This window comes from Gilliamella sp. Occ3-1 (assembly GCF_001690655.1).
Classification (GTDB): Bacteria; Pseudomonadota; Gammaproteobacteria; order Enterobacterales; family Orbaceae; genus Gilliamella; species Gilliamella apicola_P.
The window spans coordinates 12,237-37,182 of sequence record NZ_LZHQ01000015.1; the positions used below are offsets into that span (position 1 = coordinate 12,237).

General features: G+C 34.7%; 23 protein-coding genes and 1 pseudogene. 15 read left to right on the forward strand and 9 right to left on the reverse strand.

Annotation, left to right across the window (positions count from 1 at the left end; translation table 11 throughout):
- The first annotated feature begins 6 nt into the window (after positions 1–6).
- From A9G43_RS04470 to A9G43_RS04510, 9 genes are all read left to right on the forward strand, one after another.
- The gene (locus A9G43_RS04470) at positions 7–570 is read left to right on the forward strand and encodes a Sua5/YciO/YrdC/YwlC family protein (RefSeq protein ID WP_065607118.1); all 564 of its coding nucleotides are present in this window, start codon (positions 7–9) and stop codon (positions 568–570) included.
- A gap of 4 nt (positions 571–574) precedes the next feature.
- Positions 575–1,681, forward strand: a complete 1,107-nt coding sequence (locus A9G43_RS04475) for an anhydro-N-acetylmuramic acid kinase (protein WP_065607007.1) — start codon at positions 575–577, stop codon at positions 1,679–1,681.
- 203 nt (positions 1,682–1,884) lie between these two features.
- The gene (locus tag A9G43_RS11135) at positions 1,885–2,199 is read left to right on the forward strand and encodes an MFS transporter (RefSeq protein WP_218058610.1); all 315 of its coding nucleotides are present in this window, start codon (positions 1,885–1,887) and stop codon (positions 2,197–2,199) included.
- Between the two features lie 783 nt (positions 2,200–2,982).
- The gene (gene rpsB / locus A9G43_RS04485) at positions 2,983–3,720 is read left to right on the forward strand and encodes a 30S ribosomal protein S2 (RefSeq protein ID WP_065560530.1); all 738 of its coding nucleotides are present in this window, start codon (positions 2,983–2,985) and stop codon (positions 3,718–3,720) included.
- Positions 3,721–3,804: 84 nt separating this feature from the next.
- Positions 3,805–4,662 (forward strand): translation elongation factor Ts, encoded by an 858-nt coding sequence (gene tsf, locus A9G43_RS04490; RefSeq protein ID WP_065607011.1) that lies wholly within the window; start codon positions 3,805–3,807, stop codon positions 4,660–4,662.
- Positions 4,663–4,780: 118 nt separating this feature from the next.
- The gene (gene pyrH / locus A9G43_RS04495; RefSeq protein WP_065607120.1) at positions 4,781–5,515 is read left to right on the forward strand and encodes a UMP kinase; all 735 of its coding nucleotides are present in this window, start codon (positions 4,781–4,783) and stop codon (positions 5,513–5,515) included.
- A 29-nt stretch (positions 5,516–5,544) separates the two neighbouring features.
- Positions 5,545–6,102, forward strand: a complete 558-nt coding sequence (gene frr / locus A9G43_RS04500; RefSeq protein ID WP_065607013.1) for a ribosome recycling factor — start codon at positions 5,545–5,547, stop codon at positions 6,100–6,102.
- A gap of 234 nt (positions 6,103–6,336) precedes the next feature.
- The gene (locus tag A9G43_RS04505; RefSeq protein WP_065607015.1) at positions 6,337–7,533 is read left to right on the forward strand and encodes an MFS transporter; all 1,197 of its coding nucleotides are present in this window, start codon (positions 6,337–6,339) and stop codon (positions 7,531–7,533) included.
- Between the two features lie 62 nt (positions 7,534–7,595).
- The gene (locus A9G43_RS04510; protein ID WP_065607017.1) at positions 7,596–8,666 is read left to right on the forward strand and encodes an alpha/beta hydrolase; all 1,071 of its coding nucleotides are present in this window, start codon (positions 7,596–7,598) and stop codon (positions 8,664–8,666) included.
- A gap of 98 nt (positions 8,667–8,764) precedes the next feature.
- Here the strand turns inward: A9G43_RS04510 and A9G43_RS04515 are convergent, their stop codons facing one another.
- Positions 8,765–9,640, reverse strand: a complete 876-nt coding sequence (locus A9G43_RS04515; protein ID WP_065568931.1) for a LysR family transcriptional regulator — start codon at positions 9,638–9,640, stop codon at positions 8,765–8,767.
- A gap of 461 nt (positions 9,641–10,101) precedes the next feature.
- Here A9G43_RS04515 and deoC point away from each other — a divergent pair, with 461 nt between their 5' ends.
- The 3 genes from deoC to ispC all read left to right on the forward strand — a co-directional run bounded on the left by deoC (position 10,102) and on the right by ispC (position 12,776).
- Complete coding sequence (gene deoC / locus A9G43_RS04520; RefSeq protein WP_065568913.1) at positions 10,102–10,773, forward strand: deoxyribose-phosphate aldolase; 672 nt, start codon at positions 10,102–10,104, stop codon at positions 10,771–10,773.
- A gap of 61 nt (positions 10,774–10,834) precedes the next feature.
- Positions 10,835–11,596 carry a DNA-binding transcriptional repressor DeoR gene (deoR, locus tag A9G43_RS04525; protein ID WP_065607019.1) on the forward strand — a complete coding sequence of 254 codons (762 nt, stop codon included), beginning with the start codon at positions 10,835–10,837 and terminating at the stop codon, positions 11,594–11,596.
- A gap of 1 nt (position 11,597) precedes the next feature.
- Positions 11,598–12,776, forward strand: coding sequence for a 1-deoxy-D-xylulose-5-phosphate reductoisomerase (gene ispC / locus A9G43_RS04530; protein ID WP_065607021.1), 1,179 nt, complete (start codon positions 11,598–11,600; stop codon positions 12,774–12,776).
- Between the two features lie 137 nt (positions 12,777–12,913).
- Here the strand turns inward: ispC and A9G43_RS04535 are convergent, their stop codons facing one another.
- A complete protein-coding gene (locus A9G43_RS04535; protein ID WP_065607023.1) occupies positions 12,914–13,873 on the reverse strand; it encodes an aminoimidazole riboside kinase in 960 nt (319 codons plus the stop codon).
- 313 nt (positions 13,874–14,186) lie between these two features.
- Here A9G43_RS04535 and A9G43_RS04540 point away from each other — a divergent pair, with 313 nt between their 5' ends.
- A complete protein-coding gene (locus tag A9G43_RS04540) occupies positions 14,187–15,656 on the forward strand; it encodes a glycoside hydrolase family 32 protein (RefSeq protein WP_065607025.1) in 1,470 nt (489 codons plus the stop codon).
- 44 nt (positions 15,657–15,700) lie between these two features.
- Here the strand turns inward: A9G43_RS04540 and A9G43_RS04545 are convergent, their stop codons facing one another.
- Positions 15,701–16,705 (reverse strand): LacI family DNA-binding transcriptional regulator, encoded by a 1,005-nt coding sequence (locus tag A9G43_RS04545; RefSeq protein ID WP_065607123.1) that lies wholly within the window; start codon positions 16,703–16,705, stop codon positions 15,701–15,703.
- A 195-nt stretch (positions 16,706–16,900) separates the two neighbouring features.
- On the opposite strand from A9G43_RS04545, the gene A9G43_RS04550 reads away from it, so the two are divergent.
- Positions 16,901–18,145, forward strand: a complete 1,245-nt coding sequence (locus tag A9G43_RS04550; RefSeq protein WP_065607027.1) for an oligosaccharide MFS transporter — start codon at positions 16,901–16,903, stop codon at positions 18,143–18,145.
- A 180-nt stretch (positions 18,146–18,325) separates the two neighbouring features.
- The gene (gene cysE / locus A9G43_RS04555) at positions 18,326–19,087 is read left to right on the forward strand and encodes a serine O-acetyltransferase (RefSeq protein WP_065561301.1); all 762 of its coding nucleotides are present in this window, start codon (positions 18,326–18,328) and stop codon (positions 19,085–19,087) included.
- 62 nt (positions 19,088–19,149) lie between these two features.
- Here cysE and A9G43_RS04560 read toward each other — a convergent pair whose 3' ends face one another.
- The 6 genes and pseudogenes from A9G43_RS04560 to A9G43_RS11240 form a co-directional block, all read right to left on the reverse strand.
- The gene (locus A9G43_RS04560) at positions 19,150–19,983 is read right to left on the reverse strand and encodes a mechanosensitive ion channel domain-containing protein (RefSeq protein ID WP_065607029.1); all 834 of its coding nucleotides are present in this window, start codon (positions 19,981–19,983) and stop codon (positions 19,150–19,152) included.
- A gap of 61 nt (positions 19,984–20,044) precedes the next feature.
- Positions 20,045–20,638, reverse strand: a complete 594-nt coding sequence (gene slmA / locus A9G43_RS04565) for a nucleoid occlusion factor SlmA (RefSeq protein WP_065607031.1) — start codon at positions 20,636–20,638, stop codon at positions 20,045–20,047.
- On the reverse strand, positions 20,635–21,093 hold the full coding sequence (gene dut / locus A9G43_RS04570) for a dUTP diphosphatase (protein ID WP_034909576.1): 459 nt from the start codon (positions 21,091–21,093) through the stop codon (positions 20,635–20,637). Before dut ends, slmA begins: the two co-directional genes overlap by 4 nt.
- Positions 21,077–22,303, reverse strand: a complete 1,227-nt coding sequence (gene coaBC / locus A9G43_RS04575; RefSeq protein WP_065607033.1) for a bifunctional phosphopantothenoylcysteine decarboxylase/phosphopantothenate--cysteine ligase CoaBC — start codon at positions 22,301–22,303, stop codon at positions 21,077–21,079. The genes dut and coaBC overlap by 17 nt, the downstream gene beginning before the upstream one ends.
- Before the next feature lie 51 nt (positions 22,304–22,354).
- Entirely contained in the window at positions 22,355–24,016 is a 1,662-nt protein-coding gene (gene recN, locus A9G43_RS04580) for a DNA repair protein RecN (protein WP_065607035.1), read from the reverse strand.
- Positions 24,017–24,275: 259 nt separating this feature from the next.
- Positions 24,276–24,944: pseudogene (locus A9G43_RS11240) on the reverse strand (RloB family protein).
- Positions 24,945–24,946 lie beyond the last annotated feature (2 nt).

Here is a 24,946-nt window from a genome sequence, read left to right on the forward strand (position 1 = left end):
AAATTTATGGCTAATTTATTAACGCTATCGGAAATCAATAATTATTTAAAAAATGGTGAAGTGATTGCTTACCCTACCGAGGCCGTTTTCGGTCTAGGGTGTGATCCTGATTGTGAATCAGCCGTATTAAAATTGTTACAACTAAAACAGCGTTCAGTAGATAAAGGCTTAATTTTAATTGCCAGCCATTACCAACAATTGATCCCCTATATAGATGAATTAGCTATTACCAATGAACAAAAACAGTTAGCATTTACTAACTGGCCCGGTCCTATTACTTGGATTTTTCCTAAAAATAAAAAAACACCTTATTTTTTGACCGGCAAATTCAACACTGTAGCAGTACGAGTCACCAATCACCCTTTAGCTCGTAAACTATGTGATCTTTATGGCAAACCGATAGTTTCAACCAGTGCTAATTTATCGAGTTATTCTCCTTGTAAAACAGCCATCGAAGTAGCCAAACAATTTGGCCAAAATTTTCCGATTTTAGCAGGCGAAACAGGTAATAGATTACAGCCATCTCAAATCAGAGATATTCAAACAGGTAACATTATTCGACAAGGATAGATATATGCAAAATTTATATATTGGTGTGATGTCGGGAACCAGCATGGATGGAATTGATATTGCTATAGTTAATATTACCGCAAAAAATGTCACATCAATAGCTAGTAGTTGCTACCCAATGCCCACCAACTTAAAACAGCAACTATTAACATTATGTGAAACAAAGCAAACCACATTACAAAATTTGGGTGAATTAGACCATCAACTTGGTGAATTATTTGCCGATAGTATTAATCAATTTTTAAAAGACAATAAAATTGATAAACAACAAATAAAAGCAATTGGTTGCCACGGACAAACTATTTACCATGCACCAAACGGTAAAAATCCATTCACCTTACAAATTGCCGATGCCAATATTATCGCAGCAAAAACAAGCATAACCACCATAGCTGATTTTCGTCGAAAAGATATGGCTTATGGCGGGCAAGGAGCACCACTGGTACCCGCTTTTCATAAAGCGGTGCTACAAGATCCACAAATTAATCGTGTAGTATTGAATATAGGAGGAATTAGTAACATTTCAGTATTAATTCCTAACCATACTGTTATTGGTTACGATACAGGTCCAGGAAACGTACTGCTTGATTGCTGGATAAATCAAAACCTAGGTAAAAGCTATGATAAAAATGGACTGTGGGCAAAAACAGGAAAAGTTAATCAAGACTTATTGAATAAATTATTTGATGAAGATTATTTCAAAATACCAGCACCTAAAAGTACAGGGAGAGAGTTATTTAATTTACCATGGTTACATAAAAAATTAATAGGGACGGATTTTAAAGCAGAAGATATTCAAGCAACGCTCGTTGAATTAACCTCTTTATCAATTGCAAATGAGATCAACAAATTATCTATATTAAAAAAATTACCTTGCGAGCTTTTAGTCTGTGGCGGAGGTGCTAAAAATCCACTTATTATGCAAAGATTATCAGCATTATTACCATCATGGTCAGTATTAACAACCGATACAAAAGGTATAAATGGGGACGATATGGAGGCAATAGCCTTTGCTTGGCTTGCTTATTGCCGAATCAACAATATTCCATCAAATATTCCAGAGGTAACTGGCGCAAGCCAAGCTGTGTGTTTGGGGGTTATTTATCAATAAAGTATCTAATCAAATAACCTTATTTACTTGTTAAAACTAATAATCTCTGAAATTTTTTCTGCAGATTTGTTCAACTCACTGATGTATCAGAAATAAACAGTCTAAGTAGTATATCCCCGTTAATTACAACCGCATTTTTTATGGCATAGTTCGTAAAATGTGGCTTTAAACAACTCTTTGTAATTGCAATATTAATCGTAATATTGTCAGTAATTGGTTATATAGGCGTATATTACTTTAATATGCCTAATGTTACTTCGTTCGTTATTGGTATAACCATTTGGTTTGGGTTAGAAACAGGTAGAATTTACTATATCCCTTGGCGTGTATATACCTTTTTGGCTGATATCGACGAAGTATTAACCGGAAGACGCCGTGAAGGTATTTATGCTGGGGCCATAACAATGGAGGGAAAATTAATACGTGCAACTATTGTATTCATTTTAGGTATTGTTCTTAAATTCTCAGATTTTGTATCAGGTATAAATACCGTACAACCGAAAGTGCGGTCACAGTAATTAACTCAGTCATAATTTTTGGAGTATGTAAAATGGCTGTTTTAGGAATATTTTTTACCTACCGAATGAAATTAAATAAAACAGCTCATGCTTAAATCATTCAAGAACTTGATTGCTTAAAAAATGGTCGCGAAAAAGAAAGAATAACATCTGAAATGATAATTTTATTAAAATAATCAAAAATTTATAAATATGGTAACTACTTTAGTAACAACAATGTAGGATTCAAACACCATTAATTGCTAATAAATAAAAATACATTATTACTAAGAGTTTTGGCGACTAAATTATAAAGAAAAATAACCGTCACCGATTTGGTTAAACGTTTTATGATCAGTCGTCTAATCTGTTGAAAAACACCTGCTAATTTATACTTATTGATTAAAATAATTTTCTGAATTTTATAATATTTTCTGATTATTCTACATATCCATTATAATTATTAATTTTATTTAACCTTTTAATTCTTTTTACGTTAATATTTACCTATTAAATAATAAATATTTAATCAAACTAACCTACAAACCATTAACAATGGTTAACATAGTTAACAACCTACAAATAAAGCTAGCAATCTTATACTATTTATGGTATAAAACGCGCGCTACATATCACATTATTTTTTGCAAAAGTAATGATGGATAAAAGCATTAAATTTAATGATTAATTAACGTTATAACACACACATATCATTACACTTTTCCGGGGTGCCTTTTACTTTATGTATAGGTCGGATAGAGCGGATATGTGGAGGCATAACCCCAACGTCAAAATGAGGAAATCATGACTACAGTATCAATGCGCGATATGTTACAAGCGGGTGTACACTTTGGACACCAAACTCGTTATTGGAACCCAAAAATGAAACCATTTATTTTTGGTGCACGCAATAAAGTTCATATTATCAATCTTGAAAAAACAGTACCGCTGTTCAACGAAGCATTAGCTGAATTAAACAAGATTGCCGCTCGTAAAGGTAAAATTTTATTTGTTGGTACAAAACGTGCAGCTAGCGAAGCAATTAAACAAGCTGCTGAAAGCTGTGGACAATACTACGTTAATCACCGTTGGTTAGGTGGTATGTTGACTAACTGGAAAACAGTACGTCAATCAATCAAACGTCTAAAAGATTTAGAAACACAAGCTAGTGATGGTACATTCGATAAATTAACCAAAAAAGAAGCACTAATGCGTGCTCGTGAAATGGCTAAATTAGAAAATAGTTTGGGTGGAATTAAAAATATGGGTGGCTTACCCGATGTGATCTTTGTTATTGGTGCAGACCACGAACATATCGCTATCAAAGAAGCTAACAATTTAGGTATTCCAGTCATTGCTATTGTTGATACTAACTCAGATCCTGATGGTATTGATTACATTGTTCCAGGTAATGATGATGCGATTCGTGCAATTCAATTATATGCAAATGCAGTTGCTGAAGCAGTACGTTCTGGTCGTGAACAAAACCAATCTCCAGTATCTGAAGAAAGCTTCGTAGAAGAAGCACCAGCAGCAGAGTAATAAACTCAAATATTTTCAGGGTCGATAATAATATCGACCCATTCTAATGAAAATCATCACAATGGTTAAATAGAGGATTAAAAAATGGCTGAAGTTACCGCTTCTATGGTAAAAGAACTGCGCGAAAGAACTGGCGCAGGTATGATGGAATGTAAAAAAGCATTAGTTGAAGCAAACGGTGATATCGAACTTGCAATTGACAACATGCGTAAATCAGGTCAAGCAAAAGCAGCTAAAAAAGCAGGTCGTGTTGCAGCTGAAGGTGTTATTATTTCTAAAATCTCTGCGGATAAAAAATTTGGTGTAATCTTAGAAGTAAACTGCGAAACAGACTTTGTTGCCAAAGATGCAGGATTCTTAGCATTTAGTGATAAAGTTGCAGAGGCGGCATTAACAGAGCGCATTAGCGATATCGCTGCACTACAAGCTAAATTTGAAGAAGAGCGCACAGCTTTAGTTGCTAAAATTGGTGAAAACATCGGTATTCGTCGTGTTGCTGAAATTGCTGGTGACGTAGTAGGTAGTTACCAACACGGTGCTCGTATTGGTGTATTAGTTGCTGCAAACGGTGCTGACGATGAATTAGTTAAACATATTGCAATGCACATTGCTGCAAGCAAACCAGAGTACGTTGATCCAAGTGACGTACCTGCTGATGTAGTTGAACATGAACGTAACATTCAAATTGATATCGCAATGCAATCAGGTAAACCGCGTGAAATAGCTGAAAAAATGGTTGAAGGTCGTATGCGTAAATTCACTGGTGAAGTATCACTAACTGGTCAACCATTTGTAATGGAACCTTCAAAAACTGTTGGCGATTTATTAAAAGAAAAGAGCGCAGCAGTTGCTTCATTCATTCGTTTTGAAGTGGGTGAAGGTATTGAAAAAGTCGAAGTCGACTTCGCAGCAGAAGTTGCAGCAATATCGAAACAATCTTAATTGTTTTATAAAACCGCCGTTAAGGCGGTTTTGTTTATCTACAAAATATTTTAAAATTACTGCTAGATAGGAGCCATAGCTCCTTATTTTATTAAATAACGAAACAGTGAGACATCATATGGTAACCCCTTTTTATAAACGTATTCTTCTTAAACTCAGTGGTGAAGCACTACAAGGTGACGAAGGTTTTGGTATTGATGCAACCGTTCTTGATCGTATGGCTCAAGAAATAAAAGAGCTTATTGAAATGAATGTTGAAGTTGCTGTTGTTATTGGGGGTGGTAATCTATTTCGTGGCGCAGGGCTTGCTAAAGCGGGAATGAACCGAGTAGTTGGTGATCACATGGGCATGCTTGCAACTGTCATGAATGGACTTGCGATGCGAGATGCATTGCACCGAATAGAAGTAAACGCTCGCTTAATGTCAGCCATTCCATTAAATGGCGTATGCGATGACTATCGTTGGACCGAAGCAATTAGCTTGCTTCGTCATGGTAAAGTCGTTATCCTTTCTGCAGGAACAGGTAATCCTTTTTTCACAACCGATTCAGCAGCATGCTTACGAGGTATTGAAATTGGTGCAGATGTTGTTTTAAAAGCGACCAAAGTAGATGGTGTTTTCTCTGCCGATCCTGTTAAAGATCCAACAGCAACACTTTATAAAACACTAAGCTATGAAAAAGTGCTTACAGATGAGCTTAAAGTAATGGATTTAGCAGCATTCACATTAGCAAGGGATCATAATCTACCAATTTGTGTCTTTAATATGAATAAACCTGGAGCGTTGCGTCGTGTTATATTAGGCGAACAAGAAGGAACATTAATTAATAACAAAGCAAATGTAACCAGTTAATCATCTTTATTTTAAATAAGGCTTTTATTATGTTAAACGAGATTCAAAAAGAAGCGCAAACGCGCATGGAAAAAAGTATTGATGCGTTTCAAAATCATATTTCTAAAGTAAGAACGGGGCGCGCATCACCAAGCTTATTAGATGGTATTATGGTTGAATATTATGGTAGTCCAACACCATTACGCCAACTAGCTAACATCGTTGCTGAAGATGCAAGAACGCTAGCGATTACTGTATTTGACAAATCACTTACACCACTAATTGAAAAAGCAATCTTAACATCAGATTTAGGACTTAACCCAGCATCAGCAGGTACTGTTATTCGCGTACCACTTCCACCATTAACCGAAGAACGCCGTCGAGACTTAACCAAAATTGTTCGTAACGAAGCAGAACAAGGCCGAGTATCGATCCGTAATATTCGCCGTGATGCCAACGACCAAATCAAAACATTACTAAAAGATAAAGAAATATCTGAAGATGATGAACGTAAAGCACAAGATTTAATCCAAAAAACGACAGACGCCGCAATTAAAAAATTAGATACAGTGCTTGCCGATAAAGAAAAAGAACTAATGGAATTCTAATTTTCCCTCCCTTTTCTTAACAAGTGCTCTGCTTTACCAAACAGAGCGCTTTTCCTAAAAAAACAGTCTAATTTTCTTATCAATAACTGGCAAAAAATTATTATATAAAACAACAAACCATGCTTTTAAAGCATGTTTATCTATAAAATATAAGTATTTTACATGGTTAATTAAATTACCTATACTTTTTTAAACTTGCCATTTGAACTAGTTAAATAAAAGGTACTTTATGTAATGAAAACACCATTATCCTATCACACAGAAGAAAAAACCTCCCATTGGTCTGCTGTTTTTTCATTATTTATGGGGGTAACTAGTCTTATTTCAGCTGAATTTATTCCTATCAGTTTGTTAACACCTATTGCACAAACTTTGCATATTACTGAAGGAATGGCAGGGCAAACAGTTACCGCAGTTGGTATTTTTGCAGTTATTGCAAGCTTGATACTAGCACCACTAAAAATAAATAGACGCTTGGTACTATTAATTCTCTCGATGTTATTGGTGATAGCCAATATATTAGTCGCATTTACACCTAATTATATTATTTTATTAATAGGAAGAAGCATATTGGGGATATGTGTTGGTGGTTTTTGGTCTCTAGCATCAGCAGTAACACTACAACTTGTACCGATAAAAGATCTGCCTCGAGCATTAAGTATTATCTATGCTGGCGTTTCAGTAGCAACAATTATTTCACTACCATTAGCAAGCTATCTAGGTGATCTTATTGGTTGGCGAAAGATCTTTTTACTATCGACATTACTAGGTGTGATTGCTTTTATTTGGCAATTTATTACGTTACCTACTTTACCTGCACAGCAAGGTAATAGTTTTAAAAGCATGCTTTTTCTCTTAAAGCAATGCTGGATAACGGTAGGAATAGTAGCAACAATATTTAGTTATGGTGGATATCATGTTTTTTTTACTTATTTAAGACCATTTTTAGAGCATAATCTTGCCTTGCAAACAAATTCCATATCCACGATTTTACTTCTATTTGGAATAGCTAACTGCATTGGCACCGTTATTGCGGGTTTTGTTATGGGAAAACAATTTAAAATAACGATGATAGCAGTTCATTTTATTTTATTGATGCTTGCTATTACTTTAATGTTCAGCCATAAAAATATAACATTCAATATGCTACTAGTTATTGCTTGGGGATTGGTGTTTGGTTTTATTCCAGTAGGTTGGTCTACTTGGATTATACGTACACTTGCTGATAAAGCCGAAATGATGGGAGGATTATCTGTTGCTTCGATTCAATTTTCCATTGGGTTAGTAGCAGCAATGGGAGGTCTCATCTTTGATCATAAAGGGATACTAGGCATATTTTTTAGTGCTGCACTTATTTTTTTATTTGCCTTGATATTAATTCAACTCAGTTTTCAATTATTTACTCGTGTAACAGGACATCCTATTGCATAGAAATCTTTTTTCAATTTATTGATAATATTAAATAAAAGTTACTTATTAAAAGGATCACATCAATGAAAAAGGTTTTATTTTATTTCAAAGATAGTACTGCTTTAATCGTTTTTTTAAGTTTTTTAGGGTTATTTTTATCACCATCAGTAATGGGAGCCGATATGTCTAGCAATGCAAATAATTTTTATCAAAGTAATAATGTCACTATGCAAAAAGTTAGTTTTCTAAATCAATATAAAATGAGTGTGGTTGGAAATTTATTTATGCCTAAAACGCTTGATGCCAAAAACAAATATCCAGCAATTATTGTTGGACATCCAATGGGCGCAGTTAAAGAACAAAGTGCGAATTTATATGCTACTAAAATGGCTGAACAAGGCTTTATTGCATTAGCCATTGACCTATCTTTTTGGGGCGAAAGTGAGGGGCAGCCTCGTAATGTTGTATTACCCGATATGTATGCAGAAGATTTCAGCGCTGCAGTTGATTATTTAGGTACTCAAACTTTTGTGGATCGTAACAATATTGGCGTAATTGGTGTTTGTGGTAGTGGTAGTTTTGTTATTAGTGCCGCTAAAATTGATCCTCGTTTAAAAGCCATTGCGACGGTTAGTATGTACGATATGGGTTCAGCCAATCGCAATGCACTTCACCATTCGTTAACACTTGAACAGCGAAAACAGATCATAAAACAGGCGTCAGAACAACGTTATGTTGAATTTACCGGCGGTCAGACATTATATACAAGTGGCACGGTTAATAAGGGCCAACTTAGACCTGAAGATGGTCCTATTGCTCATGAATTTTATGATTTTTATCGTACGCCTCGTGGTGAATATACACCTGTAAGTTCAACGCCAGAACTAACGACTCACCCAACATTAACTAGTAATGTAAAATTTATGAACTTCTATCCATTTAACGATATTGAAACCATTTCACCACGACCAATATTATTTATCACAGGTGATCAGGCTCATTCTAAAGAGTTCAGTGAAGATGCTTATAACCGTGCGATAGAACCCAAGGAACTCTATTATGTGAAAGGAGCCGAGCATGTTGATCTTTATGATCGAATCGATTTAATCCCTTTTGATAAATTAACAATTTTTTTTAAAACGTATTTAAAATAACCATTAATTTTTAATGAAATGTTATCCGACCGCAAAGGGAGTATGAATTTATGATGCTTCCTTTCTTTTACTCATCATTATAAAATGATAGATGAATATCAAAAATGTTCTTTTAGCTGTTTTAAGAGCAGTTCAGCAGCTTTAGAAAATACATGATATTTTTTCCAAACAATATTTACATCTACTTTTAATTTTGGATATAAGGGTTTAAAACAAAGCGAATTATCGCCTGCTGTATTAATGAGTTTATCTAAACACAAGGCATATCCGATATGTTGTTCAACCATTAACGCTGCATTAAATATTAAGTTATATGTTGCAATAATATTTAGTTTTTCGTAGTTCCGTTTAAACCATTTTTCAATGCTATCACTAACATATTTTTGTTGGGATACAATCAGTGGTAATGACCATAAATCAGATGGAGAAATAACCTCAAGGTTTGCCAGCGCGCAATCTTTTCTCATTAATACCCCCCATGTATCTTGTTGAGGAAGGCACAATGATTCATATTTTGTTAGATGAGTTGGCTCAATTAACACACCAAAATCAAGTAATCCCTTATCAATACGTTCGGTGACATCATTTGCATTACCACTATAAATATGAATGCGGATGCGAGGGTAAACTTCTTGCATTGATTTGATAACATTTACCACTAACTTCATTGCATCGGTTTCACCACAACCAATATAAATATCACCACAAATACTTTCGTTTGGTGCTTGAAATTCTTCTACTGTTTTATGCACAAGTTCCAGTATTTCCTCCGCACGTTTACGTAATCGTATTCCTTCATCGGTCAAGGTAATTCGCCTACTACCGCGAATAAATAGGGTTTTGCCAAGTGTTTGTTCAAGTTCAATCAACTGACGAGATAAGGTGGGTTGAGTTAGATGTAAATAGTTAGCGGCAGAGGTAATACTTTCTTCTTTAGCAAGAGCAAGAAAATAACGTAAAATTTTAATATCTATCATTTTCCTTTCCCATCATTCTTGTTTAACAACTCTTCTTTTTTTATATTTAAAAGATTTTGTGTAAAAAATGAGGATGTTTATATCTCATTATTAACATAATATAAAAACTTCAGATGTTTTACCATAAATTGCTTAAGTTTTACTGAGAAAGCTCATCGGCATTAGAAGATTTAGTAGGATGTTAAATAAAACTTAATACACAGATGTACACTCCAAGGTTAATCATTCAAACATATTAAAAAATACTCAGAAAAATTTATTGATTTTATCTAAGTTTTTTTTGTTAACATTTAAAGAAAAACAAAACTCAATATCCGCCTATTTTTATCTGTACTATTTTTTACAATTACCCATAATGTTATTATAATAACATTATCACCTTATATCTGTTATTAAAATAACATTTTACACCTAACAAATTTATTAAATTAGACATCAAAACTAAAAAAATTAAGGATATCACTATGAATTATGCAAAGTATATCGATCATACTTTACTTGCGATGAACGCAACAAAAGACCAAATAACTAAACTCTGTGAAGAAGCTAAACAATATCATTTTTATTCAGTTTGTGTTAATTCAGGCTATGTTCCTTTAGTGGCTAGTTTACTAAAAGGTAGCGATGTAAAAGTGTGTTCAGTAGTTGGCTTTCCTTTAGGTGCAATGCTAACTAGCGCTAAAGCCTTTGAAACCGAAATGACGGTTAAAGCAGGTGCGCAAGAAATCGATATGGTTATCAATGTGGGTTGGTTAAAAAGCAATGATTGGGATGCGGTTAAACAAGATATTGAGGCGGTATTTAACGCTTGTGGCGCTGTGCCATTAAAAGTGATTTTAGAAACTTGTTTATTAACTAAAGACGAAATTGCTAAAGTCTGTGAAATTTGTAAGCAAATCGGTGTTGCTTTTGTTAAAACCTCGACTGGGTTTAGTGTATCTGGCGCAACGGTTGAGGATGTTAAGTTGATGCGTGATACCGTTGGCAATGAGATGGGCGTTAAGGCATCGGGTGGTATTCGTGATCGTCAAACGGCTGAAAAAATGGTTCAAGCGGGGGCTTCGCGTTTAGGGGCTAGTGCTGGTATTGCGATTGTTTCTGGTAATGTAACTTCGACCAGTGATTATTAATCAATGATATCAATTAATAAGCTACTTATGTAGCTTGTTATTATTGATTTATAGGATCAGCATGGAAACACAACCACAAAAAAGAGTGAATGATCTTATTCAACTTTTAAAAAAAACAGATAAGATTCATTTAAAAGAAGCCGCTAAGTTGTTGGCTGTTTCAGAAATGACCATTCGCCGAGATTTGAGCAATGTTGGTTGTTCCCTAAGTGTTTTGGGTGGCTATGTTGTTAGTGATGCTCGTCATCAAATTACCCCGTATTTTTTGTCAGACCAACAAGATAAACAGGTTTATGAAAAACAATATATTGCCAATATAGCTAGTAAATGCATTGTAGAAAACGATACCGTCTTTTTTGATTGCGGTACGACTATTCCTTTTATTATTGATGCCATTGATGATGAAATAACTTTTACTGCTATCTGTTATTCATTAAACGCATTTTTAGCATTACAAAATAAATCTAATTGTAAGACAATTTTATGTGGAGGTCATTATCAGGCTAATAATGCGATTTTTAGCGCTATTGGACAGCATAGTGGATTAAATTCGATTTGCCCAAATAAAGCATTTATTTCGGCCGCAGGGATTGATATTGAACAAGGTGCAACTTGTTATCATTTTGATGAACTTGATATGAAATTGCAGGCTATAAAAAAATCAGGTCAAAATATTTTGATTGCCGATCATACTAAATTTAATCAAGTTAAACCGGCTTTTATTGGTGAGTTAACTCTGTTTAATCAAATTATTACAGATAAAATGCCAACCAAGGAATTTATTAATTTTTTAGCTAATCATAATATAGATTTAATGTATTAATATGAAAAATATCACAATTTTAGGTTCGACAGGTTCAATTGGTTGCAGTACGCTAGCGGTTATTGCTCAAAATCCACATCTATTTAAAGCTTATGCTTTAGTAGGAGGTAATAATGTTGCCAAAATGACTGAGCAATGTCTGGCTTTTAAGCCTAAATACGTTGCCATGGCAACAGCGCAAGCTGAGATGGCATTAAGAGCAAATCTTGCCAATCTAAAATTGGATATTGAAGTGTTAAGTGGTGAACAAGCCATTTGCGAATTAACGCAGTTGTCCGAGGTCGATCAAGTGATGGCCGCAATCGTTGGAGCCGCAGGATTAAAACCAACTCTTGCTGCGATTAAAAAAGGTAAGCGTATTTTGTTGGCCAATAAAGAATCGCTAGTAACCTGTGGACATTTATTTATGCAAGCGGTTAAAGAGTATGGTGCTGAGTTGTTGCCGGTAGATAGCGAACATAACGCTATTTTTCAAAGTTTACCAACGACGGTACAGCATGATTTAGGTTTTGCTAACCTTGCTGAGCATGGTATTACTAAAATCGTGTTAACAGGTTCTGGCGGACCATTTCGTGATTGGGATTTAGCTAAACTGGCACATGTCACCCCCGAGCAAGCGGTTGCTCACCCTAATTGGTCGATGGGTAAAAAAATATCTGTTGATTCAGCAACGATGATGAATAAAGGGCTGGAATATATTGAAGCTCGTTGGCTATTTAATGCTAGTGCCAACGAAATGGAAATTATTATTCATCCGCAATCAATTATCCATTCAATGGTACGTTATCAAGATGGTAGTGTGATAGCTGAACTTGGTGTGCCTGATATGTGCACGCCAATTGCTTATGCCATGTCTTACCCCGATCGTGTTCCTTCAAGCGTACCACCTTTAGATTTTACGCAAATTTCGTCGTTAACATTTAAACAACCTGACTTTGACCGTTATCCATGTTTAAAATTGGCAATCGATGCCTTTAATCAAGGGCAAGCGGCTACCACGGCGCTCAATGCCGCCAATGAAGTTGCGGTTGAAGCATTTTTGCAACATAAAATTGGTTTTATGGATATAGCTAAAAATGTATCAAAAGTATTAGATCAATTGGCTTTCCCTGAGCCATCGACAATTGATGATGTTTTTATGATAGATCAATGGGCAAGATCACAATGCAGTCGGTGTTAAATGCTATTTTATTTTATAAACAGTAATTTAACTAAATAGTTAAGTTATTGAGTGGTAAAGGGCAGTCAATAACAATTATATTTTGAAACTATTGTGCTCAATCTTGCTGCCCTATTAGTAAGTTTTTACTATTTTTATTATGCCATTTGTTTTGCTGTTAATGTTGGATTATCGCTAATAAATGATTGTAAAAATGTACTATCAGGTAGTGCAGTTAATGCGCCTTTTTTGGTTGTAGCTAAGGCTCCACAAGCACTGGCAATGGTCATCATGCTTTCTAACATCAGTTTATCATCAGGCATGCCTGATGATGCAATACTGCTGAGTAATCCTGCGACAAAAGCATCACCTGCACCGGTTGTATCAACACTATTTACATGGTACGAATCAAACGAAAATGTTTTGCCTTGCCATAATACAATGCTGCCATCTTTACCTTTGGTAATTAATTTTAATGATGCTTCATAGTGTTGTTGTAGTTTATTTAATGCTTCACTCCAATCATTGCTTTGAGTTAACCAAAATAGTTCTTCGTCTGATAGTTTGAGGATATCAGCATCATGACAAAATTGGGTAATGGTGGTGCGCATTTCGTCTTTATTGACCCACATCTGTTCGCGCAAGTTAACATCAAAGCTGATTAGGCCATTTTTAGCGGTAAGCTGTTCAATCGCAATTTTAAGTGTTTGACGGCAGGTGTGGCCAACTAGCGCCAAAGAGCAAAAGTGTAAAATATCTTGGTTAAAATTAGGAATTGCTTGCTGAGATAAAAATTGATCAGCTGAAGGTGAAACCAAAAAAGTAAAACTACGTTCACCGTTTTTTCCTAAATCAACAACCACAGTACTTGTTCGATGATGTTCATCTTTTTCAAGGCTTTGACAATCAACGTTATATTGGCGGAATGTGGTTTCCATAAAATCACCAAAAGGGTCATTACCAACACGACCAATAAACGCTGAAGGCAACCCTAATTTTGCAACACCAATTGCAACATTTGCAGGTGCGCCACCAGCACATGCTTTATAATTCATATCACCAAATGGCAATAAATCAATAACGGCATCCCCAAGGGACCAAACTTTAGTATTATTCATTTTTTAACTCGATTATAGTTAGTTACTGCGGTAATCTAGTATAGTGACAGATTACTTGAGTTTTTTGAAATATGTCATCTTTTTACTTTTTAGTAAAGTCATTAATAGTTAATCTGTTGTTGAATTTATAATAGTCATTTTTTAAAAGTCCGCCATAGACTAAATCATTTGACAAAAAATTCATTGTTAACGTTAAAAATATGTGACTATCATCACATATTTTATCGCTAATTTCATTAACAGTTAACGTTAACAATTAAATTAAGATACTATTAAATAAAGGTATCTAATATTGGATAAAAAAGGGGTTTTTATGTCTACTGCTATTGATAAAGCCAATCTAGCTGTTAAAAATTTAGAAAAAGCAATGAATAAACAATATTATCCACATTTTCATTTAGCTCCACCAGCTGGTTGGATGAATGATCCTAACGGTTTGATTTATTTTAAAGGTCAATATCATGCCTTTTATCAGCATCATCCTTATGATGAAAATTGGGGACCAATGCATTGGGGACATGCTGTTAGTGATGATTTAATCACATGGCGAAGGTTGCCAATAGCTATTGCTCCCGATCAAGAATTTGATAAGTCAGGCTGTTTTTCTGGATCGGCCGTAGATAATAATGGTGAGTTATGCTTAATTTATACTGGTCATATATGGTTGAGTGGCCAAGGTTATGATGAACAGATTCGACAAAGCCAATGTCTTGCAACTAGTAAAGATGGCATTCATTTTGAAAAGCAAGGCACAGTACTTATACCCCAAGACGGAGTAATGCACTTTCGCGATCCTAAAGTGTGGCAACAAGATGGTAAATGGTGGATGGTTGTTGGTCAAAGAACGCCAAATAATGTTGGTCAAGTTTTACTATTTAGATCTGATGATTTAAATGAATGGCAATTGGATCATGTTGTAGTGAGTGATATCGATCCTGATGTTTATATGCTTGAATGCCCTGACTTTTTTCCACTTGGTGATAAATGGGTTTTGATGTTTTCACCACAAGGGTTGAAAGCAAAAGGTTATCAGTATCGTAATCAATTCCAATCAGGCTATATAGTAGGTAATTGGCAACCTGGGCAGCAATTTTCAATAGTTAAAACCTTTCAAGAAATGGATTTTGGACACGATTTTTATGCACCGCAATCATTTCTTGCCGCTGATGGACGTCGTATTATTTTTGCTTGGATGGATATGTGGCAGTCAGCCATGCCAAGCAAAAAAGATAAATGGGCAGGCGCATTTACACTTCCTCGTGAACTGATTTTAGATCAAGATAATAAAGTCAGAAATCGCCCAATAAAGGAACTTGAAGCATTGCGCGAAAAGCCAAAATCATTTGATGAAATAATGATCAATAGTGAGCTTAAAAATACCAATATTGAGTCAATTTGTTGTGAACTTTGTGTTGAATTTGATCTAAAAGAAAGTGATGCTGAGCGTTTTGGTTTGCAACTTGCTGCCACTGAAAATGGTAAACAAGCAACATTACTATATGTTGATTTACAATCTAATCGTATTGTTCTTGATCGTAGTTTATCTGGTCTTGAATTAACTGGTTATCGTAGCGTACCATTACCAGAGAGCCAAAAATTAACTTTACATGTGTATGTTGATGCTTCATCTGTAGAAGTATTTGTTAATGGTGATTTATATAGCCTTTCAAGCCGTATCTATCCAAAATTACCAGCAGAGCGAGTAGTTAATTTATTTGCTGAAAATGGTAGCGCCAAAATAACCAAAGTAGATAGCTGGCAGTTAAAATCTATTTATGCGTAATTGAAGATTGAATTGATCGCCATTTGGCGGTCAATTTAAGTAAGCTATAATGAATTCCTTTCTAAATAAGGTGATGCTACCTGTATTATCTGTTTTTGGTTTTTGTTATTAATTATATGTAAAGCTGCTTGTTCTCCAATCTCATAATGAGGCAATTGCACTGTTGTCAGGGGGGGATAAAATAGTTCTCCAGTACCTACCATGTTATCGTAACCTAATACAGCCACATCAGAAGGAATATGAAGCCCTTGACCAAGTAAATATTGATAAGCAACAAAAGCTATTCGATCATTACCACAAATTAATACATCAAAATCAGGTTTTTTATTACAATGCTGTTTGAGTATATCAACCGTCATCATATATTCTTGAGCAAGATCATCTGATAAAGTTGAGGTATGGTAACTAGTAATCTTATTTAAATTGTAACCCGCATCTAACCACGCTTGCTCAACAGCTTTACGTCTAGTTTTCCCTGCTAATGTGGTTTCTGATAAATAGATGCATAATGGTTTTTTATAGCCTTTCTTTATTACCTGTTGCATGGCTTGATATTGACCCAAATAGTCATTTGGAATGTAGCAAGCTAGTTGTTTTGAATCACTTATACAGTTGGCTAATACAACATTTTTATCTAATAACTTTTCAGGAAGTTCAACTTTTCTTAATCCCATCGTGGTATAGATAATACCGTTAGGGCGATATGATAGCAGGGTGTTTATTGCATGATCGGGATCTTTATCATCAAATAAATTAACTATAAAGGTATTCCAGCCATGATCTTGTGCAGTCTTTTCTATGGCTTGTAGTAATTCTACCGAAAATGGCGTCATTGCTGTTTCTAATGCCAAAACACCAATTGCTCTTGGTCCTGAATTATCACCACGAATCTTCCTTGCCGATAAGTCAGGTACGTAATTAAGGTGCTCAATAGCTTGTTTAACGCGTTTGTAAGTTTCTTTATTTAATTTTTCAGGGTTATTTATTGCGCGTGAAACCGTCATCAATGAAACAGATGCTAGCTTTGCAACATCCTTAAGTGAAGCCATAGTTAAATCCTTTTGTTTAACAAGATAAAAATGATTATCAGCCATTACTATGCATGATGATACCACAAATAGAAATGATAAAAAGTGTGAGGTAAGTAACATTTATGACAATTGGTTCTATCTATTTAGTATCAAATATGACAATAATGTTAACGTTAAACTTCATCGATTTTCAACAATATAAGAGTAATAAACATGAATATGATAAAAAATAGAAACTATTGGTTCTCGTCTGGTTACCTTATTACTTTTTATGCTGCGTGGTCGCTGTGGTGGTCTTTTTACGCAATTTGGCTAAAAAGTAAAATTGACTTATCCGGTGAGCAGTTAGGTATTGTTTATTCGGCTAATTCTGCCGCAGCCATGTTTTTCATGATTTTCTATGGCATTATCCAAGATAAATTACAAATAGGTAAAGCCGTAGTGACCTTCCAAAGTATTATCATGGTTCTTATTGGCCCTTTTTTAATTTATGTGTATGAACCTTTATTAAAAAATGATTTTATTTGGGGTGTTTGTATCGGTGCACCAGTTTTAAGTGCCAGCTTTATTTCGGGCAGTGCTTTGATTGACTCTTTTATTGAACGTATTAGTCGATTATTTGGCTTTGAATTTGGTCCTGCTCGTTTTTGGGGATCATTTGGTTATGCTGCTGCAACGTTTGTTGCGGGTATTTTATTTGGCATTGATCCTCATATTAACTTTTGGATGGCGTCGGGTGTTGCGGTTATCTTTTTCACCATTAATATGATATTTAAGCCAAAACAATATCAAGCATCACCAACTGAAAATAACGATACTACTTTAGTAGAAAAAACAACGACTATACCAACAATTGGCGAAATCTTATCGCTATTTGGTTTGCAAAAATTTTGGTTGTTTGTGTTGTTTGTTATTGGTACTTATAGTTTTTATACTATCTATGATCAACAGTTATTTCCTAATTTTTATACTGGTTTTTTTGAAAAACCAGAAGATGGCTATCAAGTTTACGGTTATTTAAATTCCTTCCAAGTCTTTTTAGAAGCAACTTGTATGATTATTGCTCCTTATTTTATTAACAAAATGGGAGCTAAAAAATCGCTATTAGTTGCTGCACTAGTTATGATTTGCCGAATTGCATTATCTGCAACGTTAGATAATATTTATCTGATATCATTCGTTAAGTTATTTCATGCAATTGAAATTCCATTATTTATTTTGGCGATGTTTAAATATATTGTAGGTAATTTTGATGCTCGGTTATCTGCTACACTTTATTTAGTTGGTTTTAATATTTCATCAAATCTTGGCGTTATTGGGTTGTCATGGTTTGTGGGTAAATTATTTGATAATACAGGATATGCGACAACATTTTATGTGCTCGCAGGTGTTGTTTTGATTACTTCGATAATAGCTATATTTACTTTAAGTGACGAAAAAAAAGCAAAACAACAATAATTTTAAATTAGCTCTAATAATTATAAAAATGGGGACATATTGTTTCCATTTTTCTTTTTATTGATGTCAAATCAATACAACCCTTGCTTCTAAGGAAAGTTTGCGAAACAATATTAGCAATTTAGATAATATGTATAGGGACTTGTAGTGAACGATGTAAAAGTAGTTGTTAAACCCGAGATGTTATGGCAAACCATTCGACAAGAAGCTTCTGAATTAGTTGAAAGCGAGCCGATGTTAGCTAGTTATTTCCATGCAACATTACTCAATCATGAAGATCTGGGGAGTGCTTTAAGCTATATTTTAGCTAATAAGCTTGTTTCTCAGGTTATGCCCGCTATTGAAATTCGTGAAATTGCCCGTCAGGCTTATCAAGCAGACCAAAATATTATTCAGTCAGCTATATGCGATATCATGGCTGTTTATATTCGCGATCCAGCCACTAATTACTATTCAACACCACTTCTTTATTACAAAGGATTTTTATCCTTGCAAGCTTATCGAATTGCACATTGGCTTTGGAAGCAAAATCGTAAGTCATTGGCTATTTTTTTACAAAGCCAAATTGCGATTGTATTTGGCGTTGATATTCACCCTGCGGCAAAAATTGGCTGTGGAGTAATGTTTGATCACGCAACAGGTATTGTTATTGGAGAAACAGTGGTAATTGAAAATGATGTTTCTATTTTACAATCGGTTACATTAGGCGGAACGGGTAAAGAAAATGGTGATCGCCATCCAAAAATTCGTGAAGGGGTGATGATAGGAGCTCATTCAACGATTTTAGGTAATATTGAAATAGGAAAAGGTGCTAAAATTGGAGCTGGCTCTGTTGTGTTAGATCCCGTACCTCAGCATACAACCGTTGCAGGTGTACCAGCCAAAGTGGTGGGTTGCCCTGATTGCGAAAAACCAGCTCTAAATATGGATCAAGATATTTAATTGTTATTAGATAATAAAAAACTCCGTTGATAAAACAGACGGAGTTTTTAATAATTGATTGGCTACTTATTGTTAAGATTTACATCCATTGTTGGATATGGAATATTAATATTATTTTCAGTTAATCCATTTTTGATATTTTCAAGCAGCTCACCTTTTACCGTGCCATAATTTTCGTTTAATGTCCAAACTAAAACATTAAAATTCATCGAGGACGCATCTAAAACATCTAATCGAATGGTAGGCTCTTTGGATGTTAATATATTATTCGTTTTATCAACTGCTTGCTTTAACACTTGATAGACTTTTTGAATATCTGAATCATAACCAACATTAACCACCAAATCTAAACGTCTTTCTGGTAAGCGAGTATAGTTGATAATATTAGCACTTACTACTTGGCTGTTAGGAATTATAACTAGTTCGTTGGTTGGTGTAACAATAGATGTTGAGAAAATTTGTATAGAATCAATAATACCTTGCTGACTATTGATTATTACCGTTTCACCGACTTTAAATGGGCGAAAAATAATTAAAATAACTCCAGCCGCAAAGTTAGATAGTGAACCTTGTAACGCTAAACCAACAGCTAAGCCAGCGGCACCAATCACTGCAACAATGGATGCTGTTTGAACTCCTAATTGACCTAAAACGGCAACCAATGTCATTACAATAGTTGCATAGTATGCTAATGCACTGACAAATTTAACAACAGTTGGATCAACGTGTCGATTTGATAATATTCTTTTTAATTGGTTGCTAATAAATCTAGCGATAGTTCTACCAATAACAAAAATTATAATGGCAAAGCAGAAATGAGCAATATAGCTAAATACAACTCCATCATATTTTTCGATAAATAAAAGAATATAATTGAAAAAACCTTCAAAATTCATATTATTATCCTCATTAATAGGTAATAGAAATTTCTGTTAAAGTGTTTTAGTACGAAATCGGCTAGACCAGTTGTTTAGTTAATAAAGTCCAACGTACCTCAAAATTAGTTGTTGGTAGATATTTAAAACCTGAACGAGAATAACGTGTCATCATACCTTCACAAAAAGCTAATAATTGACTAGATAAAATACGTTCATCAGTTATGAAAGCAACGCCTTCACGAATTTTTCGTTCACGTAAAACTTGTTTAATTTGAGTTTCAATCCGTTCAAACAGCTGGCTAATACGTTCTTGTAACTGCTCTTGTTCAAACATTAATGCGTGCCCAGTCATAATTCTGGTTAATCCTGGGTTCTTTTCAGAAAACCCTAATATCAAAGCAAGAATAAGTTGTAACCGAGTAAATGTATTTGGCTCTTCATGCATGATCACATTTATACGGGATAACAAGATATCTTCAATATAGACAATTAAACTTTCAAACATTTTTGTTTTACTCGGAAAATGTCGATATAAAGCTGCTTCAGAAACACCTACTGTTGCAGCTAATTTAGCCGTAGTTATTCTTTGAGTGCCTTCATTAGATTCAAGCATTTTTGCCAATGCTTGTAAGATATCTTCTTTGCGATTTCTATTTTTGCTACTCACGATCATTTTTTACCCGAATGTCCAAAACCACCTTCGCCTCGTGCTGATTCAACAAATTCATCAACAATGTTAAATTCGGCTTGTACAACCGGAACAATGATTAGTTGAGCAATTCGATCGCCTGCTTCAATCACAAAAGGAGTTTGGCTTCGATTCCAAACAGGAACAAATAGTTGTCCTTGATAATCTGAATCAATCAAACCCACCAAATTACCAAGTACAATACCATTTTTTGAACCAAGCCCTGAACGCGGTAACACTAATGCCGCTAAACTAGGATCAGCAATATGCATTGATAAACCAGTCGGCGTTAGGATAGTTTCTCCTGGTTTTATTTCGGTTGTTTTATCAAACATTGCTCTTAAATCAATGCCTGCAGATCCTTCAGTTGCATAAGTAGGTAGAGGAAATTCGTTACCTAAACGTTTGTCTAATACTTTTATATCAATTTTTCTTTTCATCATGACTCGCTTTATATCGTGTTATAACAGTTTGAAGTAACTGTGTTGCTAATTGATTTTTACTGCTTAATGGTAACGTTTGCTCACCATTTTGCCAATACAGTGTTAATGCATTTTGATCGGAATTAAAGCCAATGGTTTTATCAGAAACATCATTAGCACAAATTAAATCTAAGTTTTTTGCGGTTAATTTTTTTAGTGCATAAGCTTTAACATCATTAGTTTCAGCGGCAAATCCTACCACAAAAGGGCGATGTGTTTTTAGCGCTGCGACACTAGCTACGATATCGGGATTTTTAACTAATTCAATCACAAGTTCATCGTTATCGCCCGTTTTTTTAATTTTTTGTGTCGCAATTGTTTTAGCATGATAGTCGGCAACAGCGGCACAAGAAATAAAAATATTTGATTTTTTAGCGTGATTCATTGCTTCATCGTACATCTGTTTAGCGCTTTTAACGTCAATTCGGTTGACATTATTCGGCGTATGTAAATGAACTGGTCCACTAATTAATGTGACATTGGCACCCATTTGAGCAGCGGCGTTTGCAATTGCAAATCCCATTTTTCCTGAGCTGTAATTACTAATATAACGAACGGGATCGATTTCTTCGATTGTTGGTCCTGCCGTAATGGTAATTGATATATCTGAAAGCACTGAGGTTGATTTAAAATAGTGGGTTATTTCTTCAACAATAGTGAGCGGCTCAAGCATACGTCCTGGTCCAACATCACCGCAAGCTTGAAAACCACTGTCTGGACCTAAAATTAAGGTATTTCTTGACGCTAATACAGATAAATTATGTTGAGTTGCAGCGGCTTTATACATTTGTTGATTCATCGCCGGAGCAATAGCAATTGGCGAAGATGTTGCTAAACAAATTGTTGATAACAAATCATCGGCAATACCATTTGCCATTTTAGCAATAATATTGGCGGTTGCAGGCGCAATTAATACTAAATCTGCCCATTTGGCAAGTTCAATATGGCTCATAGAAAGCTCGGCCGATGGATCAAAGAGATCGCTAGAAACCTGATTGCCAGAAACAGCTTGAAGCGTCATTTTAGTGACAAAATGGCTAGCAGAATCAGTCAAAACAACACGCACTTGTGCGCCAGATTTTTTTAAATGGCGAACAAGATCAGGACATTTATAAGCGGCAATGCCGCCAGTAATTCCTAATAAGATACGTTTACCTGTTAGACTCATAAGCCAGCTTCCTTCCTACCAAAATGAAAGCGTTATATTACCACAATTAAGTTAGATAATAAGTAGCTCTTTCGCATTGGCTAATGTTGCGTCTGTAATTTTATCGCCGCCTAATAATCTCGCTAACTCGTTTAATCGCCCATTTTCGTTTAATTTTTGCATATCTGTAGTGGTTTTTTTACCATTAGTTTGTTTACTAACAAAATAGTGTTGATTAGCTTGTCCTGCAACTTGTGGTAAATGAGTAACGGTAATTACTTGAGTTGATTGTCCAAGCTGCCTTAATAGTTGCCCCACTTTTGCGGCAGTTGGACCGCTGATCCCAACATCGATTTCATCAAAGATTAAAGCTGGCGTATCCATTTTTTGCGCAGTTAAAACTTGAATTGCCAAAGCAATACGCGATAATTCCCCACCCGAAGCAACTTTAGCCAGAGGTTGGGGACTTTGTCCTACATTAGTACTAACTAAAAAAGTGACTTGATCAGCACCATCTTCATTTAATCGATTTTCGTCAAAAGAAATATCGATACTAAATTGTCCATTAGGCATAGATAATTCATGCATAATAGTGGTTACTTTTTTAGCTAATGTTTTGCTTATCGTTAACCTTTTTTGATGCAATTTTGTAGCAATTTCAACGGCGATTTGATGGTATTTATTAATATCATTTTTAAGTTGTTCACTTTGTTCATCTTGCTGATTAATTTGTTTAAATTCAGCTAACAAAGTTTGATGTAAATCTGGCAATTCTTCGGGCAAGACATGATGTTTACGCGCCAAAGCAATCTGTTTAGATAACCGCTGTTCTAGTTGCATGACTCGAGCAGGATCGAGTTCTAAACGTTCACTATAATGACGAAGCTCATCACTTGCTTCTTTAATTTGAATAGATGCCTCTTCCAACATGTTATAAACATTATTTAACGCTGGATCGAGCGAGGTTAGTTCTTGAACACTATTTTTCACACTGCTTAGTAAATTACTGACGTTATAGTCGTCTGCCTCGTCTAACAACATGACAGATTGCTGGCTTAGATTAATTAACTGTTCGCTATTAGATAACCGTTTGTACTCTTCATCAATTTGTTGAAACTCCCCTTCAATGGGCGAAAATTCATTAAGTTCTTTTAATTGATATTGCAAAAGTTGCATATGTGCATCACGCTCTTGCCTTGTTGTTTCGTATTGCTGGTAAGCCCGTGTTGCTTCTTTCCATTTCTTATAGGCTTGATGCATTTGAGCAAGTAGTGTTGGTTCATTCATATAATGATTTAACAACAACTGCTGATAATCACTGCGTAACAGGCGTTGATGCTCATGTTGCCCATGAATTTGAATCAACATTTGCCCCAAATCTTTTAATTGCGAAATAGGAACAGCTCGACCATTAATAAATGCTTTAGAACGCCCATCTTGATTAATCACTCGTCGCAAAATGCACTCATTGCCCTCATCAAGTTGATTTTCGCGTAACCAAGCAAAAGCCGCTGGCGTATCATCAAGCACAAAACAAGCCGAAATATCAACACGATCAGCCCCATGCCGAATAGATGAAGCATCAGAACGATTACCTAAACATAATCCCAATGCATCAATAGCAATCGACTTCCCTGCTCCTGTTTCCCCCGTAATAGCGGTCATCCCAGTAGTAAAGTCGACAAGAAGTTGATCTACAATAGCAAAATTATTAATAGTTAGTTGAGTTATCATAATAAATTAATACATAAGGCTAGTTATAATATTGGCAGTATAGCAGTAAAAATACTGTAAATAAATACAGGTTTGTGGTTTTTTGTTTTTTTGAGGGGGTTGTGTTGTAGATAAATGGTAAATAATTGACGGTTAATGGTAAAAAAACAATTTATGATTGAAAATTAAATCAATAGCTAATATTAAACCTTATAAAGGTTCTAATTTGATCAGCTAACTTACTATGATATATAAAGATATATTGAATAAATATTTAATATTAGTTTTTTTCTTCTTGGCGGCGTAACTCCTCAATGAGTAAATGTAAGTTTGAACTAGGATTAGTGCTTTTTCTATCTTTTGCTGTTTTCATAGATAGTTCTGCATTTCGTAATGCTATATCTAATTTACTTATAAGTCCAATAATAATTTTGCTGTTATTTTTTGTATATTTAGGCTCATATTTTTTAAAATCGCTTATTACACACTTAGCTCTACTTTTATGTGATTTACTATTATAAGGTTTATCGGTATAGACATAATGCAATAAAAACCAATATTCAATACAAGGATCGGATAAAAACAGTTTAAATTTTTTGTTCTGTAATTTTTAGTTTAGACTATTTATTTTATTTTTGGCTTGATTGTACGTTGGATGACTATCTCGATCAATAACACAAAAAACATGATCGTATTCATTATTTTCATTATATTTTTTATCTTCCTCATATTTTTGTTCAGCATAATTGATAATAGAAATAGGTGATGAGTCATTATCCTCAGGAATAATAATTTCATTTGTTACCCCTAATTTAAATTCATTTTTAATACCATTCAAATAAATTCGTTCAGTTTTTCCTTCACAAACAATCAGGATTCTCTTATTTATAGCGCGGATACTTTTTTTTCGTGCTAGTTCTTTTTTTGTCTTAGGTTTTCTTTTTGCCATTT

Bases quoted from the DNA above. Each gene is read 5' to 3' on its own strand.
- A9G43_RS04470 (WP_065607118.1), top strand. From the start codon at position 7: ATGGCTAATTTATTAACGCTATCGGAAATCAATAATTATTTAAAAAAT.
- A9G43_RS04475 (WP_065607007.1), top strand. From the start codon at position 575: ATGCAAAATTTATATATTGGTGTGATGTCGGGAACCAGCATGGATGGA.
- rpsB (WP_065560530.1), top strand. From the start codon at position 2,983: ATGACTACAGTATCAATGCGCGATATGTTACAAGCGGGTGTACACTTT.
- tsf (WP_065607011.1), top strand. From the start codon at position 3,805: ATGGCTGAAGTTACCGCTTCTATGGTAAAAGAACTGCGCGAAAGAACT.
- pyrH (WP_065607120.1), top strand. From the start codon at position 4,781: ATGGTAACCCCTTTTTATAAACGTATTCTTCTTAAACTCAGTGGTGAA.
- frr (WP_065607013.1), top strand. From the start codon at position 5,545: ATGTTAAACGAGATTCAAAAAGAAGCGCAAACGCGCATGGAAAAAAGT.
- A9G43_RS04505 (WP_065607015.1), top strand. From the start codon at position 6,337: ATGAAAACACCATTATCCTATCACACAGAAGAAAAAACCTCCCATTGG.
- A9G43_RS04510 (WP_065607017.1), top strand. From the start codon at position 7,596: ATGAAAAAGGTTTTATTTTATTTCAAAGATAGTACTGCTTTAATCGTT.
- deoR (WP_065607019.1), top strand. From the start codon at position 10,835: ATGGAAACACAACCACAAAAAAGAGTGAATGATCTTATTCAACTTTTA.
- ispC (WP_065607021.1), top strand. From the start codon at position 11,598: ATGAAAAATATCACAATTTTAGGTTCGACAGGTTCAATTGGTTGCAGT.
- A9G43_RS04535 (WP_065607023.1), bottom strand. From the start codon at position 13,873: ATGAATAATACTAAAGTTTGGTCCCTTGGGGATGCCGTTATTGATTTA.
- A9G43_RS04540 (WP_065607025.1), top strand. From the start codon at position 14,187: ATGTCTACTGCTATTGATAAAGCCAATCTAGCTGTTAAAAATTTAGAA.
- A9G43_RS04545 (WP_065607123.1), bottom strand. From the start codon at position 16,705: ATGGCTTCACTTAAGGATGTTGCAAAGCTAGCATCTGTTTCATTGATG.
- A9G43_RS04550 (WP_065607027.1), top strand. From the start codon at position 16,901: ATGAATATGATAAAAAATAGAAACTATTGGTTCTCGTCTGGTTACCTT.
- cysE (WP_065561301.1), top strand. From the start codon at position 18,326: ATGTTATGGCAAACCATTCGACAAGAAGCTTCTGAATTAGTTGAAAGC.
- A9G43_RS04560 (WP_065607029.1), bottom strand. From the start codon at position 19,983: ATGAATTTTGAAGGTTTTTTCAATTATATTCTTTTATTTATCGAAAAA.
- slmA (WP_065607031.1), bottom strand. From the start codon at position 20,638: ATGATCGTGAGTAGCAAAAATAGAAATCGCAAAGAAGATATCTTACAA.
- dut (WP_034909576.1), bottom strand. From the start codon at position 21,093: ATGAAAAGAAAAATTGATATAAAAGTATTAGACAAACGTTTAGGTAAC.
- coaBC (WP_065607033.1), bottom strand. From the start codon at position 22,303: ATGAGTCTAACAGGTAAACGTATCTTATTAGGAATTACTGGCGGCATT.
- recN (WP_065607035.1), bottom strand. From the start codon at position 24,016: ATGATAACTCAACTAACTATTAATAATTTTGCTATTGTAGATCAACTT.